This window comes from Streptomyces canus 299MFChir4.1 (assembly GCF_000383615.1).
In the GTDB taxonomy this organism is placed as follows: Bacteria; Actinomycetota; Actinomycetes; order Streptomycetales; family Streptomycetaceae; genus Streptomyces; species Streptomyces canus_C.
Window position 1 is genome coordinate 94,251 of record NZ_KB911606.1, and the last position, 22,677, is coordinate 116,927.

Annotated in this window: 15 protein-coding genes and 1 tRNA gene; 1 reads left to right on the top strand and 15 read right to left on the bottom strand. The window is 70.4% G+C overall.

The annotated features are described in order from the left end of the window. Positions 1-274: 274 nt before the first annotated feature. The 3 genes from H293_RS0135685 to H293_RS58615 form a co-directional block, all read right to left on the bottom strand. Positions 275-1,168, bottom strand: coding sequence for a glycosyltransferase family 2 protein (locus tag H293_RS0135685; protein ID WP_020122606.1), 894 nt, complete (start codon positions 1,166-1,168; stop codon positions 275-277). Positions 1,169-1,349: 181 nt separating this feature from the next. Next, positions 1,350-1,772, bottom strand: a complete 423-nt coding sequence (locus tag H293_RS0135690; protein ID WP_020122607.1) for a hypothetical protein — start codon at positions 1,770-1,772, stop codon at positions 1,350-1,352. Between the two features lie 134 nt (positions 1,773-1,906). Then, positions 1,907-2,101, bottom strand: coding sequence for a hypothetical protein (locus tag H293_RS58615; protein WP_158694481.1), 195 nt, complete (start codon positions 2,099-2,101; stop codon positions 1,907-1,909). A gap of 209 nt (positions 2,102-2,310) precedes the next feature. On the opposite strand from H293_RS58615, the gene H293_RS58620 reads away from it, so the two are divergent. After that, positions 2,311-2,697 (top strand): hypothetical protein, encoded by a 387-nt coding sequence (locus H293_RS58620; protein ID WP_158694482.1) that lies wholly within the window; start codon positions 2,311-2,313, stop codon positions 2,695-2,697. Between the two features lie 709 nt (positions 2,698-3,406). Here the strand turns inward: H293_RS58620 and H293_RS60555 are convergent. The 12 genes from H293_RS60555 to H293_RS0135760 form a co-directional block, all read right to left on the bottom strand. Then, on the bottom strand, positions 3,407-3,595 hold the full coding sequence (locus tag H293_RS60555; RefSeq protein ID WP_020122610.1) for a hypothetical protein: 189 nt from the start codon (positions 3,593-3,595) through the stop codon (positions 3,407-3,409). A 393-nt stretch (positions 3,596-3,988) separates the two neighbouring features. Beyond that, complete coding sequence (locus H293_RS50625; RefSeq protein ID WP_020122611.1) at positions 3,989-4,441, bottom strand: hypothetical protein; 453 nt, start codon at positions 4,439-4,441, stop codon at positions 3,989-3,991. Positions 4,442-4,550: 109 nt separating this feature from the next. Continuing rightward, positions 4,551-9,020 carry an RICIN domain-containing protein gene (locus H293_RS0135715; protein ID WP_020122612.1) on the bottom strand — a complete coding sequence of 1,490 codons (4,470 nt, stop codon included), beginning with the start codon at positions 9,018-9,020 and terminating at the stop codon, positions 4,551-4,553. A 711-nt stretch (positions 9,021-9,731) separates the two neighbouring features. Further along, positions 9,732-9,808, bottom strand: a tRNA-Thr gene (locus H293_RS0135720). A 118-nt stretch (positions 9,809-9,926) separates the two neighbouring features. After that, positions 9,927-11,510: an alpha/beta hydrolase gene (locus tag H293_RS0135725; protein WP_020122613.1), complete on the bottom strand. Its 1,584-nt coding sequence runs from the start codon at positions 11,508-11,510 to the stop codon at positions 9,927-9,929. A gap of 71 nt (positions 11,511-11,581) precedes the next feature. Next, on the bottom strand, positions 11,582-12,787 hold the full coding sequence (locus H293_RS0135730; protein WP_020122614.1) for a DNA polymerase III subunit delta': 1,206 nt from the start codon (positions 12,785-12,787) through the stop codon (positions 11,582-11,584). 143 nt (positions 12,788-12,930) lie between these two features. Further along, entirely contained in the window at positions 12,931-16,080 is a 3,150-nt protein-coding gene (gene tmk / locus H293_RS0135735; RefSeq protein ID WP_020122615.1) for a dTMP kinase, read from the bottom strand. A gap of 135 nt (positions 16,081-16,215) precedes the next feature. Next, positions 16,216-19,050 carry a type I DNA topoisomerase gene (topA, locus tag H293_RS0135740; RefSeq protein WP_020122616.1) on the bottom strand — a complete coding sequence of 945 codons (2,835 nt, stop codon included), beginning with the start codon at positions 19,048-19,050 and terminating at the stop codon, positions 16,216-16,218. Between the two features lie 259 nt (positions 19,051-19,309). Continuing rightward, complete coding sequence (locus H293_RS0135745; protein ID WP_020122617.1) at positions 19,310-19,507, bottom strand: hypothetical protein; 198 nt, start codon at positions 19,505-19,507, stop codon at positions 19,310-19,312. Between the two features lie 465 nt (positions 19,508-19,972). Then, positions 19,973-21,499 (bottom strand): DUF7059 domain-containing protein, encoded by a 1,527-nt coding sequence (locus H293_RS0135750; protein ID WP_020122618.1) that lies wholly within the window; start codon positions 21,497-21,499, stop codon positions 19,973-19,975. Between the two features lie 165 nt (positions 21,500-21,664). Continuing rightward, a complete protein-coding gene (locus tag H293_RS0135755) occupies positions 21,665-22,285 on the bottom strand; it encodes a hypothetical protein (RefSeq protein WP_020122619.1) in 621 nt (206 codons plus the stop codon). 196 nt (positions 22,286-22,481) lie between these two features. Continuing rightward, positions 22,482-22,677, bottom strand: a 196-nt coding sequence (locus tag H293_RS0135760; RefSeq protein WP_028808488.1) for a hypothetical protein, incomplete at its 5' end; no start/stop codon positions are given.

Consider the following 22,677-nt stretch of genomic DNA (forward strand, 5'->3'; position numbering starts at 1 on the left):
GTCCCGCGGTTGCACACCGTCGGTCCCCCATCACCGCCGTCGACATCAGGCCAACCGGCGGACAACGAAACGTAGATGCGTTGGCCACATGTTAGCGACTTGTTGGCGCCACCTGATGTGATCACAACATCGGATCTGGCCCGAGGGCGCGCGCGTATGACGCGCAACTCGGGGGAGTGTCGCCGTCGCGGCCGGATCCGTGGGACGCGAGAGGGTCCCGGTCGGCGGAGGTGAGCGACCGGGACCCTCGTCCTGTCCTCGGGGCCGTCGGCCCTCAGATCACGGGCGGGCGTCCCAGCCGGGTGAGGTGCCACACCGTTCGCCAGCGCATCGGCCGCCGTTCGCCCGCCGGTTCCCGCAGGCCCTCGACGAATCCGCCGAACCAGGCGCGCAGTCCGCTCGACGAACGGATCCGCAGCAGGGTGAGCGCCGTCCAGACGCCGAGGTGCACGGGGATCAGCGCCAGGGGCAGCCGACGGCGAACCAGCCAGACGCGGTTGCGGGCGTTGACCCGGTAGTAGATGGCGTGCCGGGCGGGTGAGGTCCTCGGGTGCTGGAGCAGCAGTTCGGGCGCGTACAGGATGCGCCAGCCGCGGTCGGCCGCCCGCCAGGCCAGGTCGATCTCCTCGTGGGCGAAGAAGAACTCGGCGGGCCAGTCCCCGGTCTCGGCGAGCATGGCCATACGGAAGGCGTGCCCGCCGCCCAGGAACCCGGTGACCTGGCCGCCGCGCATCGGGTCGGAGGCGCCGACGCGGGGCACGTGCCGCTGCTGGGTCTCGCCGCTCTCGTCGGCGATACGGAAGCCGACGATGCCGAGCCGCTCGTCGGCCGCGTACAACTCCTGTACGCGGCGCAGCACATCGGCGTCCACGAGCAGACCGTCGTCGTCGAGTTCCACCACGACGTCCACGTCGCCGAAGTCCCGCAGCCGGGCGAGCGCCACGTTCCGCCCGCCGGGGCAGCCGAGGTTCTCCTCGACGTCGAGGGTGGTGACCTCGCCGGGCAGGGAGAGCCGTTCGGCGAACTCGGGCAGCCGGCAGCCGTTGCCCACGATCACGATCCGGGCCGGGGCGACGTCCTGCTTGGCCACGGACCGCAGCAGGGCGTCGACCTCGTCGGGCCGGTTCCCCATCGTCACTACGGCCACGGCGATCCTCGGCGCGCCCATGTCCTCACCTCGTCCCCTCGTCCCTGTCGTCCCTGTCGCCCCGGTCGCCCCGGTCGCCCCGACGGGCATCAACCGGCGCGATGCTAGCCGTTCACGGTAAGGACTTCTCAGGTACGAGGACGGCCCCGACACGGGTGGGCCGGCATCTGCACGGCGCGGGCCCCCTCCAACAGCCCCCGTGTCACCCCCGCCGGTTCTCCCTCCGCCGCACGAACTTCAGTCCCGACCAGTCCTCCCCCAGCGCCGCGACCTTCACGTCGACGACGCCGAGCGGAAGGAAGACCTCCCGCAGGGCGTTCTCGGTGATGTCGCTGACATGTCCGGCGGCTCTGCGCGGCCAGGCGATCCACAGTGCGGCATGGTCCGCGAGGCCGGCGACCAGTTCACCCGCCTCGGCGGCGAGCCGCGCGTACTCGCGGTGGAAGCTCAGGACCACGTCCGCGCCGGGCGAGCCGCCGACGGCGACCTCGCAGTCGTCGGGCAGACCGGGGATCTCCCACCCTTCGGGCGCGCCGTCGAGCCGTACCCGGTGCCCCGCCTTGATGCCGAGCTTCCTGGCGAGGGGCGTGGCGGAGTAGCCGCCCGCCGAACCGGCTCCTGACATACGGCACCTCCGCGCGCTGGTCCTGTCCCCTGCACCCAATCGTGACGGTCCGGACGGCGGCTGTCCGTCCGGACACGGGGGTCACGGGGTCACGGGGTCACCGGGTCACCGGGCGGAGGGCGTCACCGGACCGGCTACCGCACCACCCGCGCGAGCAGCGTGGCGAGGTCGGCGAGGAACTGGAGCCAGGGGCGTGCCTGTTCGGCCCGGCGCCCGAACCGTCTGCGCCAGCCGTGGGGCCGGACGTCGTCCCGGCGCTGGATCGTCCTGTCCCGCACCCGTCGTAAGGACTTGGCACGGCTCGTTCCGATGCGCTTGCGTCGCCTCATACCGGGACGTTAGCCGGGCCGCGATCGCGAACGCAGGGCAGCGGACCGCCAAAGCGGGCGGGCGGTTATTGGCGGTAACGGGTAAACGGGGGCGCGGGGCGACTCTGGGGACTCCCTTGCCCTTACGGGTGGTGCCAGTGCCAATGCCACGCGGCGTTCGGTACAGCGGGGGCGGGCGCCCAGCCTTCTCGTCGGAAGGGCTCGCGCACATGGCACGCTCCACGGACCGCAGCTCACCCCTCGGCCGGGTCGAGCCTCGAACTCGCGGGCCGGACCAGGACCTCGATGCTGCGGGCGCCAGAGACGGCGGCGACGTCCGCGGCGAAGGTGAGCGAGCCGATGGCGAGACCGCCGGCGGTGTTGCCGCGACGGTCCTCGCCTACAACCTCGGCCCGACCCCGCCCGCCCCCTCCCAGCCCCCACCCCCACCTCTGACCGCCGCGGCCAGGCAAGCCCTCCCCATGACAGCCCTGCGCAAGGACCTCACCGCCCCGCCACCCTTGTCCATCCGGCCCTGTGCGCAGGGAAGTGTTGATGCCCTGGTCGCCGCGCGGTTGGCGAAGAAGCTTGACTTCATGGGACAGATCCTTGACTGACTGCCGGGATGAATGCCGCCGACGTGCAGGCGCTCCTAGAGCACCTGCGGGTAGGGGCCGCATAACACCGACGAGGCTTGCGCTCCGTCTCTAGAAAACGACCTTGCGCAGCATCATGGCCATGCCTGTACAGGGCCCGAATGAGACCAAAACTGAGACCGCCGATGGCCCCGCAGCCCGCACATGGCGGTTACATCGCATCGGACAAAAGCAAAAGCCCCAGGTCACGGCGAGTGAGTCCTGAGGCTTCCACAGAGCCGCCTTCGGGATTCGAACCCGACCCCTACGCATTACGTGAGCGATCGTGTTGCGTGGTGCCTGGTCGTGCTACTGAGTGGCGTTCTGCCTGATCAGAGCACTTGCGGCTAGTTGGTCTGTGCTACCTCGTATTACGCCGTCCAAAGGCGTCCGGCCACCGGCTGGCCACCGGCTGGCCACCGGCTGGCCACCGGGAAGTGCCCCTCGGGGGCCAAGAGCCCGGGCACCGGGGTTGTCGTCTTCGCACAGCCGACGAGAATCCTGCGGGTATTCGTCTGCCACCTCTCCCGGCGGGTGCCGGCCTCATGCGTCGCAGCCCAGCATGAGAGGTGTACCGGCCACCCGACCAGGAAATCCAGGACTGTCCCTCCGGCCCTTCCCCAGTGAAGAGACATGCAAGGCGCTGAGGGCGCCCCCTGTGGCAGGGGACGCCCTCAGCGTGGCGGCCGCGTCAGCCGATGCTGCCGTACTCCACAAGGAAGTCCGGGGGCCAGGGCTGTAAGAAGTCGAACGGGGACGGGTCCTCGAACGCGCGCGCCGTCTCGCGCCAAGAGGGTCTGTCGTAGATAACGAAGCTGTCTTCGATCATCCAGGTGAAGCCCGCATCGTCTGCGGCGAGGTCATGGCGCGCCTTCAGCACCGCGAACTCCGCCCCAGACGCCCGACGGACGTGTTGAGCAGCATGAGCTCCACATGCCCGAAGTAGCGCGGGTGTCCGTGTCGTCGACGGCGGTGGGTTCGCTGCGCAGCAGCAGCCGCTGCGACGCCGCGAAGCTGACCACTCGGAACAGACGTCCCTCTCGTACGAATCCGGCATTCTCCGTGTGCATTACCGGCCCTCAGGGGGTCTCCGGGGCCCTGGGCCGCGGAGTGTCTTCCACGACACCCGCACCTTGTTCCTGCTCTTGACGGTGCCGAAGTCGACGACCGTCGCCTGGCCGTTGGAGCGGACGATGATGTTGGAGGGTTTGCTGTCCCGGTGGGTCAGGCCCCCACCTCAAGCAGTACGCCCAGCGCCTCCTACTCACAGTGCTCACGAAGACGAGGGCGTATCGGCGTGAACGTACACATCACCCTCGGCAACGTCGTCGACCTCCTCGGCCCGCACGACGGAGAAGCCGGCCAGCCGCAGGATCCCGATCAACGCCGTCCGCATAAGAAGAACGACCTCGGCGTAGTGCTTCCACTCCGGCGCCGCCGGGTCCTGCCGTTCTGCCACTGCCCGCATACCAGCCTCTGCCAGCTCTGGGGCACTCCAGCGGACGTAGAGGCCTCCTGCGTACTCACCCTGGGTGTCGACCTCCACCCAGACGCCGGGCTGTTTCGGCCCTTCCGGACGCTCGACATCAGCCGGAAGACCGGCGAGGTGCAGTTCTCGGCAGACCCTGCCCGCCAGATCATACCCAGCGGCGATGATTTCCTCCGAAGCGTACGGGTGACCGTCTGCCTCAGCCTTGGCTCGACTCTCGGGGTCTATATACGTCACTGGGAATCTCCTGGCGAGAGGACATCTTCGATGATACGAGACTGGAAATCTCATCCTCCGGTACACATCAGGGGGCCAGAGAGTTCAGCCCTCCAGCCCCCTTCATGCGTTACTCAGACGGACTTGTTTGGCTGGAGCGCGCGAACTTTCCACGCTCGAACTTGTCGAGCATATACTTGATCATTTGGCCTGCGCCAGGCCCGTCCGGAGTGGAGTAGGTTACCGGAATGCCTTCCATGAGAGGAGAGCATATGGCCTCGCAAGGGCTGCGTTCGCTGTAGAGTTCCGCGATCTGATTCTTGTTGAACCCCTTCTCTTCCAGCTTTTGGATAATCAATTCCTCGGAATGAAGCCCCCGGGGGATATTCGCAAAGACGACGAAGTCATCCTTCGCGCCAGTAGCCTCGGCCCATCCTGGAACCCTTGCAACCGCGACGTTCCGTCCGAACTTGTACCTGAGTCCGCTGGATACCCGGAACTTGTAGGCAACAACAGCCAGTTCGGAGCTGGCGTACGGGATGATCTCCGTGCACGCGCTGCCCGCGGAGAGTGAGAATGCCACCCTGGCGCGCTTCGTGCACGTCTCGTACAGCTGTTGGAGGGTCCTGGCGCCGATTCCTTCTTTTGCCAGCGGCGACAGACCGTCCAGACTGCGTAGTGCCTTGAAGGCGTCTTCGAAGCCGATACCTGTCCTGGCCGCGGCGTCGAGTGCCTTGACAGCGCGTGAGATCGGGGCGAGCAGCCCTTCGAATGGAACGTATATGGCGAGGCTCCAGGCGCAGGCGGCCTTGTCGCCATGCCAGCAGTCCATCAGGTCTTCGGCGAAGAAGGAGAACAGGATCGATCCGGCCACGTCACCGAAGAGGCTCTGCCATCCGGCGCGGACGATGTCCTTGCCGGAGAACTGGTGCGTCCAGCCGTCAATCTTGATGTTCTTCAGTGTCGCCCGCTGGAGGAACTGCCACGCCGACTTCGGGCACCCGTCGGCCGTGGCCTGGGCTTGGTCGTCAGTGCACAGGTAGAAGTCCGCCTCGTAGGTGACGACCAGGTCGTACTTCGCGTTGCAGCCTTGGAAGGCCGCCTCCGGCATGCCCGGGCACGTGCCGATCTGCTTTGAGCTGACGATCTCGACGGTGGACTCGTCCGGAACGGCGAACACACCGGGAATGCTCGTGCCAACCCCTTGGGACACCTCCTTATTGGCGTCCTCCCGTTCGGTGCGGTCAGCGGCGTCCTGGGCTTCCTTGGCGTACTTGTCGGCGTCCTTCGCCGCCTGTTCCGCCTCCGTCGCCGCCGCGTCCGCGCGGTCGGCGGCCGCTCTGGCCTCCTTGGCGTCCTGTTCGGCCTGGGCGGCCGCGGAACGGGCGGCTTCGGCGTCGAGTGCCGCTGCGTCGGCGGAGTCGCGGGCGTCCCTGGCGTAGCCCTCGGCGTTGCCGGCCGCCTTGTCGGCGGCTGCCGCGTCGGCGGCGGCCTGCTGGTCGTACTCGATGGTGCGGGCCAGTGACGCCTGCGCCGCCGCAGCGGCCTTCGCTGCGGCGGCCGCGTAGCCCAGGGCCTCCTTGGAGTAGGTGCGGGCGTCGGAGGCGTACTTGGCGGCGTTCGCCGCGTGGGTGTACGCCTCCTTCGCATCACCCTTGGCCTGGTCGGCGATGTTCTTCGCCGCATCGGCCTCGGCGGCCGCGTTCTTGGCGTGCGCGTCTGCGACGGCCTGCTGCTGCTCGGCGATCGACTTCGCACCCTGCCCGGTCAGTACGACCAGGCCTGCGGCGGAGTCGGTTTCGACATACGGCGAGCCGAGCTCCACGGCGTCGTTGGCGGGAACGGCGACCTGCTGGGCCGCCTTGCCGGCGTCCACGGCGGCCTGCGCGGTGACATGCGCGAACCCGGCAGCCTTCGCCGCGGCGGCCACCGCCTTACCGGCCTCCGCGTTGGCGCCGTCGGCCTGGGCCCTGGCGTCCTTGGCATGCTGCTCGGCCTCGTCGGCCAGCGCCACCGCCGTCTTGGCCTCTGACGCGGCATGCTGCGAAGCCGCGATCGCGTCCGCAGCAGCGCTGGTGGCCGTCCTGACGGCCGCATCCGCCCTCAGCTTGGCCGCCTGCGCGGCGTCGGCGTCGGAACGGGCGCGCTTCGCAGCCGCCTCGGCACGCGTCGCCGCAGCGTCCGCGTCAGCCGCGGCCTGCGTGGCGGCATCCGCCTCCGAGCGGGCCCTGCCCGCCGCAGCCTCAGCGTTGTCGGCCGCTGTGTCCGCTTCGTTCGCCGCGGCGCGAGCGGCGTCGGCCGCGTCACCGGAGTCGAGGGAGTCGGCGTAGGCCTGCTTGGCGTCGGCCTTCGCGCGGGCCGCGTCCGCCTTCTCTTCGGCGTCCCACGCGTCGTCGCGCATCTCCTTGGCGTGGTCCTTGGCCGCGACCGCGTCGTCGCGCTTGCTCTCCGCGCTCTTCTCCGCAGTCTCGGCCTGGTCCTTGGCGTCCTTCGCCTTCGCCGCCTCGGCCTGAGCGTTCTGCTTGTGCTGTGCCGCCTCGGCCTGCTTGGCGGCGGCGGTCTCCTTCTCCGCCTTGGCCGTCTTCTCCTCGGCCTCCGCCGCGAGCCGCTTGGCGTGGGCGTCGGCGGCGGCCGCCCTGGCGTCGCCCTCCGCCTTCACCGCGACCGCGAGCTTGGCCTCCGCGGTCTCCTTGTCCTTCTTGGCGTTGTCCCGGTGCATCTTGGCCGCGTCCGCCGCGGCTTTGGCCTGCAATTCCGCCGCTGCGGCGGCCTCCTTGCGGAACTCCGCCTTCGACTGCGCCGCCTGCGCCAACGCGCGCTGCGTGATGGTCGCACTGTCTCCGGCCGCGGCACGGGTCGCCGCCTCGGCGGTTTCGCCGGCCTTCTCCAACGCCTGGAGTGCGGCGGCCGCTCCCTTGGTGACCTGTGCCTTCTGCAGGCCGACCAGCAGACCACGTCCCCGCGGGGCACCGTTGGTGTCGGCGATGCCGTAGGCGGTCTGGAGCGCGGTGTCCGACGTGGTCGCGGCCTTCTGCGCGGTCGTCAACTGCGCCTTGACTACGGCGAGTTGCTTCTTCGCCTCGGCCTGCGCAGCGGTGATGTTGGCCTTGGCCTTGTCCACGTCGGCCTTCGCCGGCGCGGTGCCGGTGTGGGTCTTGGCGACGATGCGGAACTTCTGCGCGGTGGAGCCGTTGCACGTCGACGACACGGCGTCCTTGCTGTTGTCGAACGTCGGCAGGTGCAGACACTTGCCGGACGCCGCGTTCACCAGAGGACCTGCACTGCGCACGTCGAACTTCCACTGCTGGGCCTTGGCGGTGCCGCAGTCGCGGATCTGGATCTTCGTGCCGTCGGTGGTGCTGCCGTTCAGCACCTCCAGGCACTTGCCCGAGTTCGGGTTTTGCAGGGTGTAGCCGCCGTCGTAGGAGGCCCACCGCTGCCACTTCTGGGAGGCCCCGCTGTTACAGGTGTAGACCTGCACCGGGGTGCCGTTGGTCTTGGCGCCGCCCGCGACATCGAGGCACTTGCCGGCAGCGCCCGGCACCTGGATCTCCAACTGGCCGTCGCCGATCCAGTTGAAGCCGCCCTCGGTGTAGTAGTCCAGCCAGCGGGTGGAGTAGTCCGCGATCCACGACTGCCCCAGCAGCTTGCCCAGTGCGAACGAGCCGTCCTGCAGCGCCTTCGTGGCGGTGCTGGATGCCTCCAGGATCTGCTGGCGCTGTGCGACCTGGGAGACGATCTCCTGCTGCCATTCGGTGGTTGCCTGCGCCACCTCCTTGCCGAGCACCCGGTTCGGGTCGATCGGATCGTGCCATCCGCAGGCAGCGAAACGGGTCTTCAGATCCTCGACTGCGATACGGAACTCAGGCGTGTCGGGGGCCGGAGCCGTCCTGGGGAACCCACCTGAGGACAGGAAGATGCGGGCGTCGTCCGCGAACACCCGTGGAACGAACAGCGTGTTGGGTTCGATCTTGCCGGAGTTCTTCTTCCACAGCGCCCACGCCTGCTGTTCCTCCGGAGTGCCCCCGGAGGTGTACAGCTGATCGCCGATCGTCAGCGCGGCAGTCTTCGTGTCGTCGTCTGCGGTGGGTGAGGGCTCATAGAACGGCGAGAAGAGGTCGATCGCCTTGCCCCAAGACTGGTAGATCCACGGGAGCAGCCCGATCCGGTCGTAGATCTCGGTCGCTCCCTGCGGCGCACCAGGGTAGTCACGCAAGCCCGTGACGGCGGTGGTGAACGCATGCCCTTGGTCCAGGACCTTGTTCTGCCACTGGGAGCTGTTGTCCTCGTCGGCGGAGAAGGCCGTGTGCAGGGGGTCCTTGGTGTCGTAGAGGTCCCGGTTGAGCTTTTGATGCAGCTGATCGGGCGGCAGCCCGATGGCGCCCTGTGCCAGGGCGAACAGGTTGGGGCCGCCCTTGCGCAGGGCGTCGACGCCCACACACTGATCCCCGCGCAGCTGTTCGGCGGCCTTGGCATCGAACCCGTCGTAGGAGTCAGCGACCGCGCTGGTACGCGGATCCTGACCGATGGCCGAAGCCGGCTGCACCGCTCCGGTGGCGAGAAGGGCCAGGGAGGCGAGTGGGACGACCGGAGTCGCCAAACGGGCCAGCCATCTCGGACGTCTGCCCTGTTTCCGTACAGGTCTACGCGACACGCGTATCCCTCTCTGTAGGGGGTGGCTGCTGCGGGCGCACTCCCGGGAGGAACACGTCAGACCCGCACATCGGGCCTCACGTAGTGATAGGCGCTCCCCCCGTGGACACGCCGGACACTCCCGGATGAGCGGACTGGTCAGGTCCCTCCAGGAGCGGACGTCACCATAGGCATGCCCGCGCTTTGCACGACAAGGCTTTGCACCCAGGGCAGTTACACTCCGCAGCCACCTCATCCATGAGGACATCAGGTGGAAGTCGTGGACAGCTTGTGAGAGCGCCTTGCCCGCCTCTCAGCGAGTCTCACTCTTGCGCACGCTCCGCAACGGTGAGACCAACATCACAGTCGACGTCGGTCCCTTCGAAGACCTCACCGAACCCGGCGACTTCAGTGCGGATCCAAGAACCCGATCGACTACGAGAACGGATGCCGGGCCGGCCTCACCGGCTGCCCGACGGAAGCCGCCTCGCCCTCCCCACTTTGAGGACGCCGTGCTGATGCCCGTCTGCCGTTCGTCACCCGACACGTTGCGGGATTGGAAAAGAACGGGTCAGAGCGTTGGACCGCCGACCTCGTCACAGAAACCAGATCTGACCAGGATTCCAAGGTCAACGAATACAGAAAACCCCAGGTCAAAGGCTTGACCTGGGGTTCATCATGGAGCCGCCTTCGGGATTCGAACCCGAGACCTACGCATTACGAGTGCGTTGCTCTGGCCATCTGAGCTAAGGCGGCGCGCCGTCCACACCATGGTGCGATCAGCAACGTCGGCAAGTCTACACAGTTTCCGAGGGTGCTCCGAACCAGCCCCGGCGTGCGATGTACGGAGCTGGTCGTCGGTCCGGGGAGGGGGTCAGGAGCAGCGTTTCCCGTCCACGGGAGGCGTGCCGCGGAGCAGGTAAGTGTTGATCGCGGAGTCGATGCAGGCGCTGCCGCGGCCGTAGGCGGTGTGGCCGTCGCCCTCGTAGGTGAGCAGGCGGGCCGAGGAGAGCTGGGCGGCCAGTGCGCGGGCCCAGCGGTAGGGGGTGGCCGGGTCGCGAGTGGTGCCGACCACGACGATCGGGGCGGCGCCCCGTGCCTCGATGCGGTGCGGCTCACCCGTGGGCCCGACCGGCCAGTACGCGCAGCTGAGGGAGGCCCAGGCGAGGCCCTCGCCGAAGACGGGGGACGCCTTCTTGAAGGCCGGGACCGCCTTCTGGACCTCCGCCGGGCTGTCGTAGGCGGGCGGGAGGTCGAGGCAGTTCACCGCCGCGTTGGCGGACATCAGGTTGCTGTAGCGGCCGTCGCCGTCCCGCTCGTAGTAGCTGTCGGCGAGGACCAGCAGCCCGGCGCCGTCCTTCTTCTTCATCGCCGAGCTCAGCGCCTCCCGCAGCTGCGCCCAGGAGCTCTCGTCGTACATCGCCGCGATCACGCCGGTCGTGGCGAGGGCCTCGCCGAGGGTGCGGCCGTCCGCGTCGCCGGTGGCCATCGGGTGCGCGTCGAGCTTCCTGAAGAAGGCCTTGAGCTTGCGCCCGGCCTCCGCGCTCGGCGTGCCCTTCGCTCCGAGCGGGCAGTCCGGCTGCTGCACACAGTCCTTCGCGAACGACTGGAACGCCGTCTCGAAGCCCGCCGTCTGGTCGAGGTTCAACCGGCGCGCGGGCAGCGAGGGATCCATCGCGCCGTCCAGCACCAGCCGCCCCGAACGGCCGGGGAACAGTCCCGCGTACGTCGCCCCGAGGAAGGTCCCGTACGACGCCCCCACGTAGTTCAGCTTCGCGTCGCCCAGGGCCGCCCGCACGATGTCCATGTCCCGGGCCGTCTCGACGGTCGACACATGCCGCAGCATCCTCGCCGAGTGCGCGCCGCACGCTTCCGCGAACTCCTTGTAGGCGTCGACGAGTTCGGTGGTCTCCCGCGCGTCGTCCGGCGTGCTGTCCGTCTGGGTGTACGTGTCCATGTCCCGCCCGTCGAGGCATTCGACGGGCTCGCTGCGGGCGACTCCGCGCGGGTCCACGGCGACCATGTCGTACCGGGCCCGCACCTCGGCCGGGTAGCCGATCCCGGCGTACGCCTGGACGTAGCCGACCGCAGAGCCGCCCGGTCCGCCGGGGTTCACGAACAGCGACCCGAGGCGCTTGCCCGGCCCGGTGGCCTTCTTGCGGGAGACGGCGAGCCGGACGTCCCCGCCGGCGGGCTTGTCGTAGTCGAGCGGTGCCTTCAGCGTGGCGCACTCGAAACCGGGGACCCCGCAGCTGTGCCAGCGCGCCTTCTGTCCGTAGTACGGCGACAGGGCGGCCGGTGTCGACCGCGGCAGCGCGCCCAGGGCCACGTCGGCGTTCGCGGTGGGCGAGGTGGCCGCACTCGTCGAGGCGCCCACCGAGCAGGCCGAGGCGAGAAGCGCGGCGGCCAGAAGGGTGCCGCCGGTGCGGAGGGAGCGTGAGCTGCGCCTGGTGTGCATCAGGCGAGAGTAACTCTGTGCAGTTTGCCGATGGCGATCCGTACGGACAACGCCTCGTACGAGTGACGTGGTCAACCCGCTCTGAGCGTCATCGTCATCGCCTCCACCGCGAGCAGCGGGGCCACATTCCGGTCGAGGGCCTCACGGCAGGCACCGATCGCCTCGATCCGGCGGAGCGTGGTCTCCGGGGAGCTGCCGCGGGCGATCCGCTCCAGGGCGTCCTCGGCGTCCGCGTTGGCGATCGCCACCCGGGAGCCGAGCTGCAGGGCGAGGACGTCACGGTAGAACGCGGTGAGGTCGGTCAGGGCCAGGTCGAGGCTGTCGCGCTGGGTACGGGTGCGGCGGCGCTTCTGCCGGTCCTCCAGGTCCTTCATCACGCCCGCCGTGCCGCGGGGCATGCGGCCGCCCTGGGAGGCGCCCATCGCGGTCTTCAGCTCCTCGGTCTCCTTGCCGTCCGTCTCCTCGGCGAGCTGCTTGGCGTCGGCGGCCGCCGCGTCGACGAGCTCCTGTGCCGCCCGGAGACAGCCGCCGACGTCGTCGATGCGCAGGGGCAGCTTCAGCACGGCGGCCCGGCGCTCGCGCGCGGCCGGGTCGGTGGCCAGGCGCCGGGCCCGGTCGACGTGGCCCTGGGTGGCACGGGCGGCGGCCATCGCGGCGGCCGGCTCGATGCCCTCCCGGCGCACGAGCATGTCGGCGACGGCCTCCACGGAGGGGGTGCTCAGATTCAGGTGCCTACAGCGGGAGCGGATCGTCGGCAGGACGTCCTCGATGGACGGCGCGCACAGCATCCAGACCGTGCGGGGCGCGGGCTCCTCCACGGCCTTGAGGACGGCGTTGGCCGACTTCTCGTTCAGCCGCTCGGCGTCCTCGACGAGGATGATCTGCCAGCGGCCGTTCGCCGGCGAGGTGAACGACTTCCTGACGGTGTCCCGCATGTCGTCGGCGAGGATCTGGGAGCCGACGGCGGCCACGGAGCTGACGTCGGCGTGGGTGCCGATGAGTGCCGTATGACACCCGTCGCAGAACCCGCAGCCGGGCGCTCCGCCGAGGGCCCGGTCCGGACTGACGCACTGGAGCGCGGCGGCGAAGGCCCTCGCCGCCTGGTTCCGGCCCGCTCCAGGGGGTCCGGTGAACAGCCAGGCATGCGTCATCTTCGACGCCTCGGGCGGCGCGGCGGCGGTGGCTACGGCGGTGACCAGGGCGTCGGCGTCCCGAGCGGCGGCCGCGAGCTGCTCGCTCACCCTTTCCTGGCCGACCAGGTCGTCCCATACGGTCATGGATCACGCCGCCCTTTCGTCATGTCTCGCGCTACGGATCCATTGTGCGGGCGAGCACTGACAACCTGCCGGGCCGGTGGGCGGCCGCGTGCCGGGCGGGGGCTCGCGGGGCTTCCCCGCGGCCGCCCGCCGGCACTCACCTCTCAGCGCCTGCGCCGCCGGTCGTCCCCGTGCTCCTCGTCGTGCGGCCCGAGCAACTCGTCGGCCAGCGAGGGCAGATCGTCCAACGGGGTCTCCTCGGCCCAGTCCGACCGGGCCCTGCGCCGAGGTGTCCCCTGCGCGTCGACCTGCGGCAGCTCCCGTGTCCGCTGCTCGTCCCGGAAGTACCCCGGCGGCACCCGGTCCGAAGACCCCTCCCCCTGCGCCGGAGGCACGGGAGGCAGCACGGCCGTCTCGTCGGCGGCACCCGGCGGCACGGGAGGCAGCACCGCCGTCTCGTCGGCCGCCCCCGGCGGAACCGGCGGCTGCGGCAGCTCGGCCGTCACCTCGGAGTCGGAGGCGGCCGCGCCGCGAGCCCCGCCCGCGGAGGAATCCCCGTCGTCCTTCTCCATGGGCACCCGAGGCAGCACGGCCGTCTCGTCCACGGGACCGCCCGACGCGTTGGTCGGCGTCACCACGGGCGTGGGCACGGTCGCCGCGTCCAGCCCGGCCGCGGGAGTTGCGGCCTGCTTGGGCCCCTCCTCCGCCGCCGCGGCCGCGGCCTCGGCGAGCCGCCGGGCCTCCTCCGCCCTCAGCAGCGCCTCCTCGGCCTTGCGCTGCTTCTCCAGCCGCTGCTTCTCGGCCTCGGCACGCAGTCGCGCCTCTTCCTCGGCCCGCTTGCGGGCGGCTTCCTCCTGGGCCTTGCGCCGCGCCTCCTCCTCCGCGCGGGCCTTCTCCTCGGCGAGGAGCCGTTTCCGCTCCTCCTCGGCCCGCCGGCGCGCTTCCTCGGCCCGCAGCCGGGCCTCCTCCGCCTGGCGTTCGGCCTCGCGACGCTGGGCCTCCTCCAGCTCGCGCCGCTTGCGCTCCTCCTCCTCGGCCTTCAGCCGGGCGAGCTGCTCCTGGCGCTCACGCTCCAGGCGCTCCTCCTCGGCCTTGCGCGCGGCCTCTTCCTCCGCCTTGCGCCGCGCCTCCTCCTCGGCCTTGCGGCGAGCCTCTTCCTGCTCCCGGATCTCCTGCTCGGACAGCGGCAGCATCTGGTCGAGGCGATGGCGGACGACGGTGGTGACGGCCTCGGCCTCCTGCCCGGCGTCCACGACCAGGTAGCGGCCGGGGTCGGCGGCGGCCAGCGTGAGGAAGCCGGACCGCACGCGCGCGTGGAACTCCGCGGGCTCCGACTCCAGCCGGTCCGGCGCCTCGGTGAACCGCTCGCGGGCGATCTCCGGCGACACGTCCAGCAGGACCGTCAGATGCGGCACCAGACCGTTCGTGGCCCAGCGGTTGATGCGGGCGATCTCGGTCGGTGACAGGTCGCGCCCGGCGCCCTGGTAGGCCACCGAGGAGTCGATGTACCGGTCGGAGATCACGACCGCGCCCCGCTCCAGCGCGGGCCTGACCACGGTGTCCACATGCTCCGCGCGGTCCGCCGCGTACAGAAGGGCCTCCGCGCGGTGCGAGAGCCCGGCGCTCGACACGTCCAGCAGGATCGACCGCAGCCGCTTGCCCACCGGGGTCGCCCCCGGCTCGCGCGTCACCACGACCTCGTGCCCCTTGGCCCTTATCCACTCGGCGAGCGCCTCGGCCTGGGTGGACTTCCCGGCGCCGTCGCCGCCTTCCAGGGCGATGAAGAAACCTGCGTCAGTGGGCACCGTCACCGGGTCGTCGCCGCCGAGCAGCGCGTCCCGCAGGTCGTGCCTCAGAGGTACGCCGGACCGGTCGTCGGCCTTGGCGAGCACCAGCGCGGCCACCGGCAGCAGCAGCGCGCCGACCAGCATCAGGGTGAACGCGGCACCGCCGTGCGCGAAGACGAACTTGCCGTTGTCCAGACGGTGCGGTCCCACCGCCGCGGCCACCACGGGGGCGACCAGCGCGCCGAACGCCACGCCCACCCGCACGACCGCGTGCAGATGCTCGGTGGTCCGCGCCCGCCGGTACTCCTCGGTCTCCTGGTCGAGCAGGGTGTGCCCGGTGTTGGCGGCCACACCCGCGCCGACTCCGGCCAGGGCTTCGATCAGCAGCACGGTGGTGACGTCCGGGACGAGCCCGGCGGCCAGCAGGGCGATGCCGGTGAAGGCGAGCGCCAGCGCGAGCAGCCGGCGCCGCGACAGCGTGACCAGCACCCTGGGCGCCGTGCGGATACCGACGACGACGCCACCGGTCAGCGCGAGCACCATCAGCCCGTACAGCACCGGGCCGCCGCCCAGGTCCTTGGCGTGCAGCACGGCGACGGCCACGGCGGCCGCGATCGCCCCGGCGACGGCCGCGCAGGCCGGCACCAGCAGCGGGATCGCGCCGGTACGGCCCTTGTCGACGCCGGTGCCCGTCTTGGGACGGCGCAGCCCCTCCAGCGGTGAACGCGCGCGCGGGGTGCGGGTGTCGGGCAGTTCCAGGAAGGTCAGCAGGGACAGGGACGCGGCGAACAGTCCGGCCGCGACGTACGAGGCGAGGGCCGCCTGGTGCTGGCCGAACCAGGCGATGCCGGAGCCCAGCAGGTTGTTCAGCAGACCGGCGGCCAGGAGCGTGGCACCGGCCAGCGGGATCGCCACGAAGGTCGTCCGCAGCGACAGGCGGCGCAGCGCGTCCAGGTGGTCCGGCAGCGGTCGTACCGTCGCCCCCTCCGGAGGAGGAGCGGGCAGCAGGGCGGGCGCCGCGCTCTCGCGGCACACGGTCCAGAAGCGCTCGGCGACCCCGGTCACGAAGACGGTCACCAGGAGCATCGCGAGGGCGTCGGCCGGCATCCAGTCGATCCACAGCGGGGCGACGATGAGCAGGGCGAGCCTGACTCCGTCCGCGCCGACCATGGTCCAGCGGCGGTCGAGCGGCCCCTCCTGCGAGGTGAGCGAGGTCAGCGGGCCGAGCAGGACGGCGCCGAAGAGCAGCGTCGCCAGGATGCGCGTACCGAAGACGGTCGCCACTGCGAAGGCCACGCCCCGGTAGCCGCCGCCGAACGAGCCTTCGGCGATGGCCGCCTGAAGGGCCAGCAGCACCAGCACCAGGAGGGCGAGGGTGTCGCCGACACCCCCCACGAGCTGGGCGCTCCACAGGCGTTTGAGCTGGGGCCTGCGCAGCAGGGCGCGGACGGCGCGCTCGCGGGAGTCCGCGACCAGGGCGTCGTCGGGGGCCGGGTTAGAGGCCGTTGGCTGCTCGGCACGGGTCATGCATTCAGCCTATCGGGAGCCACCGACAGCACGGGGGGCGCGTCCGCCGGTGCGCAGCCCCGACACCAAAGTGATGCCGGGGCGTTCGCTTTGCGAAGCCTCCGTGGAGGAAGTGGGACCGTGAGAAGGCCGGACTCAGTCCTCGGACGCCGTCTTGGAAGCCGTCGCCTTCGCGGTGGTCTTCTTCGCCGTCGTCTTCTTCGCCGCCGTGGTCGTCTTCTTCGCCGCGGTCTTCTTGGCGGCCGTCGCCTTCTTGGCCGGGGCCTTCTTCGCGGGCGCCTTCTTCGCCGTCTTCTTGGCCGGCGTCTTCGCCCGCTTCTCGGCGAGCAGCTCGAAGCCGCGCTCGGGGGTGATCTCCTCGACGCTGTCGCCGGAGCGCAGGGTCGCGTTGGTCTCCCCGTCGGTCACGTACGGTCCGAAGCGGCCGTCCTTGACCACGACCGGCTTCTCGCTGACCGGGTCGGTACCCAGTTCCTTCAGCGGCGGCTTGGCGGCCGCACGGCCGCGCTGCTTGGGCTGCGCGTAGATCGCGAGCGCCTCTTCGAGGGTGATCGTGAAGAGCTGGTCCTCGCTCTGCAGCGAGCGCGAGTCCGTGCCCTTCTTCAGATACGGGCCGTAGCGGCCGTTCTGCGCGGTGATCTCCTGGCCCTCGGCGTCGACGCCGACGACGCGCGGCAGCGACATCAGCTTGAGGGCGTCCTCCAGCGTCACCGTGTCCAGCTGCATCGACTTGAACAGCGAGGCCGTACGCGGCTTCACGGCGTTCTTGCCGGTCTTCGGGGTGCCCTCGGGGAGCACCTCGGTGACGTACGGGCCGTAGCGGCCGTCGCGGGCGATGATCTGATGGCCCGTCACCGGGTCTGCGCCGAGCTCGAAGTCACCGCTCGGCTTGGCCAGCAGCTCCTCCGCGAGCTCGACGGACAGCTCGTCGGGCGCGAGGTCCTCGGGCACGTCCGCCCGCTGGTGGTTCTCGGAGTCCTTCTCGCCGCGCTCGATGTACGGGCCGTAGCGGCCGACCCGGAGCACGATGTCGTTGCCCACCGGGAACGAGGAGACCTCGCGCGCGTCGATCGCGCCCAGGTCGGTCACCAGTTCCTTGAGGCCGCCGAGGTGGTCCCCGTCGCCGTTGCCCGCGTCGGCGGCGCCGCCCGCGGCGGAGCCGCTGTTCGGCAGCGCCTCACCGAAGTAGAAGCGCCTCAGCCACGGCACGGACTGTGCCTGACCGGCCGCGATGCGGTCGAGGTCGTCCTCCATGCGGGCGGTGAAGTCGTAGTCGACGAGCCGCCCGAAGTGCTTCTCCAGGAGGTTGACCACGGCGAAGGACAGGAAGGACGGCACGAGTGCCGTGCCCTTCTTGAAGACATAGCCGCGGTCGAGGATCGTGCCGATGATCGACGCGTACGTCGACGGGCGGCCGATCTCGCGCTCTTCGAGCTCCTTGACCAGGCTGGCCTCGGTGTAGCGGGCCGGGGGCTTGGTGGCGTGCCCGTCGACCGTGATCTCCTCGGCGGAGAGCGCGTCGCCCTCGCCGACCTGGGGCAGCCGGCGCTCGCGGTCGTCCAGCTCGGCGTTCGGGTCGTCGGCGCCCTCGACGTAGGCCTTGAGGAAGCCGTGGAAGGTGATCGTCTTGCCGGAGGCGCTGAACTCGACGTCCCGGCCGTCGGCGGCGGTGCCACCGATCTTCACGGTCACGCTGTTGCCCGTCGCGTCCTTCATCTGGGAGGCGACGGTGCGCTTCCAGATCAGCTCGTAGAGCTTGAACTGGTCGCCGGTCAGGCCGGTCTCGGCGGGCGTGCGGAAACGATCACCCGAGGGGCGGATCGCCTCGTGCGCCTCCTGCGCGTTCTTGACCTTCCCGGCGTAGGTGCGCGGGGACGAGGGCAGGTAGTCGGCGCCGTACAACTGCGTGACCTGGGCGCGGGCGGCGGAGATCGCCGTGTCGCTGAGGGTCGTGGAGTCCGTACGCATGTAGGTGATGAAGCCGTTCTCGTACAGCTTCTGGGCCACCTGCATGGTCGCCTTCGCGCCGAAGCCGAGCTTGCGCGAGGCCTCCTGCTGGAGGGTCGTCGTACGGAACGGGGCGTACGGCGAGCGGCGGTACGGCTTGGACTCGACCGAGCGGACCGCGAACCGGGTCTGCTCCAGGGCGGCGGCCAGCGCGCGGGCGTTCGCCTCGTCGAGGTGGAGGGTGTTCGCGCTCTTCAGCTGTCCCAGGGAGTCGAAGTCGCGGCCCTGCGCGACCCGCCTGCCCTCGACGGTCTGGAGGCGGGCGACCAGCGACGACGGGTCCGAGGAGTCTCCCGCGCGGCCGGTCGCGAAGGTGCCCGTCAGGTCCCAGTACTCGGCGGAACGGAACGCGATGCGCTCGCGCTCCCGCTCCACCACGAGCCGGGTGGCGACGGACTGGACACGGCCCGCCGACAGACGCGGCATGACCTTCTTCCACAGGACCGGCGAGACCTCGTAGCCGTAGAGGCGGTCGAGGATGCGGCGGGTCTCCTGGGCGTCGACCAGCTTCTGGTTCAGCTCGCGCGGGTTGGCGACGGCGGCCTGGATCGCGGCCTTGGTGATCTCGTGGAAGACCATCCGCTTGACCGGGACCTTGGGCTTCAGGACTTCCTGGAGGTGCCACGCGATGGCCTCGCCCTCGCGGTCCTCATCGGTGGCGAGGAAGAGCTCGTCGGAGTCCTTCAGCAGGTCCTTGAGCTTCTTGACCTGGGCCCGCTTGTCGGCGTTGACGACATAGATCGGCTCGAAGTCGTGCTCGACGTCCACGCCGAGGCGGCGGACCTCACCGGTGTACTTCTCGGGCACCTCGGCGGCGCCGTTGGGGAGGTCGCGGATGTGCCCGACGCTCGCCTCGACGACGTATCCGGGGCCGAGATAGCCCTTGATCGTCTTCGCCTTGGCAGGCGACTCGACGATGACGAGTCGGCGGCCGCCCTGTGCGGTCTCGCTGGTCGGGGACAACTTCGCTCTTCTCTCCGGTCGACACTGGGGTCTCCCCAGGTCTTGTTTCCCGGGGTCGGGTCATACGGACGCTTGCGGAGTGTGACGGTACATCCCGCCCCCGTGTCAAACGGGAAAAGCCCGCAACGGCCACTCGAACGGTAACCCGACTACCGCCATTCCTGCCGCCCGGAGGACCCACCGGCCTTTTCGCGCTCAAGCGGAGGGCGATCTCCCCATTACCGGTCGACCCGCTTGCGCGGACCTCCCAGGAGCCGTCCTAGAGACGGGTGAAGCACCAGACGCCGAGGGCCAGCGTGATGAGCGCGACGAGGGTCGCGAGGCTCGCGGATGCGACGGGACTCACACCATGCGCGACGGGCTCGCGATGCCGTACCCGGGCCGCGGTCCACACCAGCAGGCCTCCTCCGAACAGGGCGAACACCATTCCCGCGAAGATCGCCGGTCCGCTCTCCATGGTTTCCCGCGCCCCTTTTCCCCTGTCCGCGCATGTGCCTCCGGTGGAGACTGGCACGCGCGGGCGGCGGGCAGGCGAACCCCGGGTGAACGACCGCGCCGACCCCGGGCCGCACCCCGGGCCCGGACTCCCCCGACCGGCTCCCCGACCGACCGCCGGGCCGTCACCCCGGACTCCCGGACGCGCACGGATCCCGTCCGGTTCTCGCCCCCTTCTCACCCGGATCCCGCACCTCCGCGACCGACCCGCACCGGATTCGGCACGAAAACCGACCGGATTCAGACCGCGCTGTCGGTCGGGCCGACCGTGCACACGATCTTGGTGAATCCCTTCCCGTCGGCGCCCTACTTGTCGGCGCCCTTCTCGTGGCTCATTCCGGCCGGGGTCTGAACGGTGCCGATCACCTGGTCGGTGTGGGATTTCGGACAGTCGGTGAGCGGGGTTTATCCGGGGCTCGGCGGAAGGTCACGCGGGTTCCAGGAACCCCTGCTCCACCAGCAGCCGGATCTGCGCGGGCGTACGGTCGCGCAGCACGACCGGGTCCTCGTCCATGAGCTGGGCGATCGCGTCCAGGATGCGGCCCGCGCTCAGCGATCCGTCGCACACGCCGGCGAAGCCCGCGCCCACGGTGTCCACCTTGGTGGCCCGGCGCATCCCGCGATGCTGGCGCAGCACCACATGTTCGGGGTCCTCCGCGCCGGGCAGCCCGACCTGCTCCTGCACGATCTCGGGCACGAGGGTGAAGTGGGCCTCCAGCAGGGCCGCGTCGTCGTGGGCGCGCAGGTAGTCGAGGCGCTCGAAGTGCGCCCGGACGGTGTCGCCGAGCGGCTGCTCGACCGGGTGCGGCCACTCCTCCACGGTGATCGAGGGCACGGCGGAGCCCGTCCTGCGCAGGGTGATCCAGCCGAAGCCCACGGCCCTCACCTTGCGCGCCTCGAACTCGTCCAGCCATGCGTCGTAGAGCGCCTGGTACTCGGCCGGGTCGCCGCGGTGGTCACCGGCGTCCCTGAGCCACAGCTCGGCGTACTGCGTGACGTCCTGGACCTCGCGCTGCACGATCCACGCGTCGCACCCGCGCGGCACCCACGACCTGAGACTGTCCTGCCAGTCCTCCCCCGCGACGTGCTGCCAGTTGGCGAGGAACTGCGCGAACCCGCCCTCGTTCAGCAGCTCTCCCGCCCCCTGAACGACCGAGCGGCACAGATCGTCCCCGCCCATCCCGCCGTCGCGGTAGGTCAGCCGCGCACCTGGCGAGATCACGAAGGGCGGGTTGGAGACGATGAGGTCGTACGTCTCGCCCTGCTTGACGGGCTCGAACAGCGAGCCCTCCCGCAGATCGGCCGCCGGGGCGCCGGACAGGGCCAGCGTGAGCGCGGTGATGTGCAGCGCGCGCGGGTTGAGGTCGGTCGCGGTCACGCGCGTGGCGTGCTGGGCGGCGTGCAGGGTCTGGATGCCGGAGCCGGTGCCGAGGTCGAGGGCGGAGCCGACGGGCGTGCGGACGGTGATGCCGGCGAGGGTCGTGGAGGCGCCGCCGACGCCGAGGACGACCCCTTCCTCCCGGCTGCCGATGCCACCCGCGCCGCCGACGGCACAGCCCAGGTCCGACACGATGAACCAGTCCTCGCCACCGGGGCCGCCGTACGGCCGTACGTCCACCGTCGCGGCGACCTCGTCCGTGCCGGAGCGCACCAGCCAGCCGCTCTCCAGGCACGCCTCGACGGGCAGAACGTCGGCCACGCGCGCGTGGAGCACCGGCTGCTGGAGGAGGAACAGGCGTACGAGCACCTCCAGCGGGGCGTCCCCGCGGGTCGCCCGGAGCGCGGGCACGGTCTCGCTGCGCGCGAGGGCCGCGTACGCGGGGGCGCCGAGCAGCTCCAGCAGCCCGTCGGCGGTGAAGGAGGCCCCGAGCAGGGCGTCCCGGAGCCGGGCGGTGGCATCGGGACGGCCGGGAGCGGGGGCGGCGGGCAGCGTGGGCAGACTCGAGATACTCACGCCCCCATTGTGTCCCGCACCCGCCGAGCCGCACGCCTCACCGAGCGACTCGGGGCGCGGCTCGGCCACCGAGGCCGGCACGGGCGCAGAACGGCGCGGCGCCGAGAGCGTCTACAGGTGGGAGGTGGCAGGTGGCAGGTGGCTAGGGCACCCACCACCGACCGCTCAGCTGTCCGTCGCCGACGCGGACGCCGCCGGGGACGTGGACGCCTGCTTGCAGCCCGACTGCTCGGACAGCGCCTGCTTGGTGTCGCCCGACTCCAGGTCCTTCAGCGCGGCGAGGGCGGTCTGTCGCTGCGTCTCGACCTTGTTCATCTCGGCCGAGACGTCCTTGAGACCGGTCGCGAACTTCGCCTGGTCCTTGGTATTGAGCCCGTCCACCTGCTTCTTCATGTCGGCATAGGACGTCGAGAGCGCGTTGAGCTGCTTGACGGCCTCCTGAAGCTTCTTCGGACCGTCCTCGGCACCGGGAGGTGCCCCGGCGTTGCGGATGACCGTGGCGCGCGCCTTGTAGCCGTCGGACAGGTCCTGGAAGGCCTGGGAATCGGCCTTCTGGAGCTCCGCCGGGGTGCTCTCGGTGTCCTCGGCCGCCTTGGTGATCGCGTCGTAGGCCGCCGTGATCTTCTGGTTCTGGGCCGGCACCAGGTCGCAGACCTTCTTGGCCCAGGCGTCGAGTTCCTTGTTGTCCTTGCCGCCACCGCCGCATCCCGACAGCGCCAGTACCAGTACCGCACCGCCGGACAGTGCGGCCGCGAGCTTCGTGTTCACCGGATTGGTCCCTTCCATGGCCTCTCAGCCCCCGGACCTTACACAGGATCCGCACCGTACCCGCGAGCCGAATGTCGGCTATAGCTGTCTTCATGCGCTTATATGCCAGGCGAGAGAAGCCTCACGACCGAGCGGCGCGCACGCACAGGGCGGGCGTGCGGCGCATGAACGCGCGCCCCACCCCCGCCCCTTGAGCTGGGCCTCGTGCCAGGACCTACGAAACCACCGCGGGGTCCGCCGACTTGGCCACCTTCTTCTCGTTGTCTTCGTCACCCACGGCGATGCCCCGCCGCTTGGAGACGTAGACCGCGCCGGCGACCACGAGGAACGCGAGGACGGCGATGAAGATCCGTACCCCGATGCTCTTGTTGTCGCCGTAGCTGAACTTGATCACCGCCGGTGCGATCAGC